Annotated in this window: 1 protein-coding gene; it reads left to right on the top strand. The window is 69.5% G+C overall.

The genetic code is table 11. The features are described 5' to 3' along the window. On the top strand, positions 1-2,749 hold a 2,749-nt coding region (locus ACT6Y9_RS10190; RefSeq protein ID WP_443744448.1), incomplete at both ends, for a hypothetical protein.

Genomic DNA, 2,749 nt, shown 5'->3' with positions numbered 1-2,749 from the left:
TCTCTCACGGCCTCGCGAGCTTCCGCGCGAGTCCTGGAATCTTCACCTCGATCGAAGGGTTTGCGCCCTCCTGGCGCTTCGGCGGCTGGGGCGTGATGGCCCGGAGCGTCGCCGACGCCGCGGAGATTCTCCGGCACGCCGCAGCGGACGAAGGCGTCAACGGCCAACCCGGCCGCGGGGCCTGGGCGTTCCCGGGCTACCGGCCGCTTCTTCTCGGTCAAGACGGCGTCGAGCAGTGGATCGACGAGATGCGCCTTCCCACGGCGGACGTGCCCCTGCGGAAGGTTCTCTTCGCGGTCGGCGCCGAATGGAAGACGCCCGAGAGGCTGGCCGCCGCGGAGCGGATCGCCGCGCACTTCCACGCCCGCGGAATCGAGACGGGGTTCGTCGTCGACCTCCCCGACGAAGCCCCGATCGTGGACTGGATGACCTGGGCCGAGCTCGAACCGGCGTTCGAGGACTTCCTCTGCCGGCACTTCCCGCTCCACACGGAGCTGCGCACCGATCAATTCCTGATGGCGCTCACCTTGGGCGACAGCATCAAGCGCGACGGCTGGGACCGCCGCCGGTTCGTGAGCCTCATCCGCCACGCGCCCGAAATGCTCTCGCCCTGGGGGCCTCAGATCGCCCGCGAGGAACTCGCTCCCCTGCGCGACCGCATCGACCGGCTCTTCATCGGCCAGGACCACGCCGACGCGCTCATCTGGTTCGGCGGCTCGGCCGCGGTCGACTGCGCCTCGGGCCCGGTCGTGGGCGTGCCGCTCATTGACGACCGCGCGGCGGAGAAGATTCTCGGCGCCTTCGTCACCGGACCGATGCGCGAGGACGTGAAGACCCGCGTCGCCGCGGAGATGCTCGAAGATGCCGCCCGGACGCTCTTCGGGCCGCTCGAGCTCTCCTACGCCTTTGCGCCGGTGCCTGAAGCGGAAGCCGAGGCCGAGGCCGCCTCGGAGGGTGCACCTGAAGCCGCTCCCGTCGAAGGCGCCCCGGATGAGGAGACGCCGCCCGAAGTCGACGCCGTGACCGAAAACCTCACGCGCCTCCTCGAGCACGCCTCGCAGAGCGAAGCCGAGTCGGGCGAAGGCGCGGCCGCTGGAACCGATTTGATGAGCGGCTTCCCGAAGGATCTTGCCGCACGGGCCGCCGCCCTGGGGGACGCCGTCACGGAGAAGGCGCAGGCGGACTTCCTCGCCGACATGCAGAAGTTCCTCTCGAGCGTCGAGCGCCTGATCGACGAAGTTTCTGAGTCCGACGAGACGGAGGGCGGCGGCGTCACCCTTTTGAAGGGCCCCGACGCGCCCGACGACGAGCCCGAGGAGGCCGGCGGGAGTTTGGCGAAGAACGCTGCGGCGCAGCCCCTTTCGCCCGAAGACGCCCAATGGTTCGCGGCCTTCTTCCCCGGCTGCGAGAAGAAGCACGCGGGGCTCGCGAAGCTCCCGTTCCTGCGCGCCTTCCTGAAGGTGCCGATGGCGGACCACTGGGAGCCGGGCGACGCGCAGTACCTGCTGGAGTTCTCCAAGTACTGGCTCGGCCGGCGCAGCCGCCGGCGCTCCTACCGCGTGCTCGAGCATATTCCCGCCCAACACCGCACCTTCGCCGTGGGCGAAGGCATGACGCTCGCGCTCCTTCTGAACGCCGATCCCAAGCCTGCGCTCGAGCTTGCCCATTCGCTCGTCCCCACGAGCGACGAGGAAGCCTCCACCCGGGAGTGGCTCCTCGGCATGGCGACCGAACGCTCGGGCGACAAGGCGGGCGCGACGGCGCACTTCCGCCGCGCGTGCGAAGTCTCGCCCACGCCCGAATGCGCCTCGGTCTTCCCGCTCGCGCACCTCATCCTGCGCGAGTCCGGCCCCGAGAACGAGGAGTATCAGCTTCTCAAGGCGCGCCTCATGACCATGGCCCCCACGGGCTACCAGCTGCTTCTCGCCGAAGAGGAGCGCCTCGGACGGCGCAACAACTTCGAGCGCGAACTGCTGCCCGCCCTGACGCCGGGCGTCTTCCATGCGGTGCTGCTCCTGCCCGCGACGTGCTTGGAGCTGCGCAAGGACGCCTTCACCGACGAGCTCTCCCGCGCCTGGGGCCTCATGATCCGTGACCGCTCGCCCGAAGACCCCGACCGGTTCACCTTCCGAGTGGGCTTCATCGAGGGTGAGATCGTCCTCACCCGCGGGCGGATCAATGACGCCTCGCTCGCGCAGGCGGCGCGGCGCAACGTCTACACGCGCGAGGCCGAAGCCCTCTTCGTGCGCCACGAGGGGTCGATCGACCTCTCGGTGCGCGCGGGCACGGCCGACCCGAAGGACGCCGCCTCGCTCTACGCGCAGATCCTCGCGGCCCTCTGCCGCACGAACGAGCCTCTGGGCGTCCATTTCTTGGGCGTCCTCGAACCAGCGGGCTACTACGTCGACGCGGCGCAGCCCCTGAAGGAAGGCGAATTCCCGTCGCTCTGCGTCGTGAGCGCCGGCCTGCGCGAGGAGATGGGCGAACACTTCATCGCAACCTACGGGCTCGGATCGCTCGGGCGCTCCGAGATGGAGATCAATATCGACGGCCTGATGCAGCCCGCGGCGAACCTCCTCGCCTTCGGCCTCATCGACCGCATGATCAACGGCGACCTGAGTGAGGACGCGACCGCCGTGCGCTTCGGCCCGGACCAGGAGAACCTCACGGAGCTCCGCATTACCCGGGCGCCCGACCGCCACGTTGATGGAGAGGTCGTGCTCTTCTCGCTCAAGCCCGATCCCGCAGA

The sequence above is a fragment of the Sutterella sp. genome, from assembly GCF_052272535.1.
Classification (GTDB): Bacteria; Pseudomonadota; Gammaproteobacteria; order Burkholderiales; family Burkholderiaceae_F; genus Sutterella.
The sequence above is the reverse complement of the archived record's forward strand: the minus strand, read 5'-3'. Positions and strand labels throughout refer to the sequence as shown.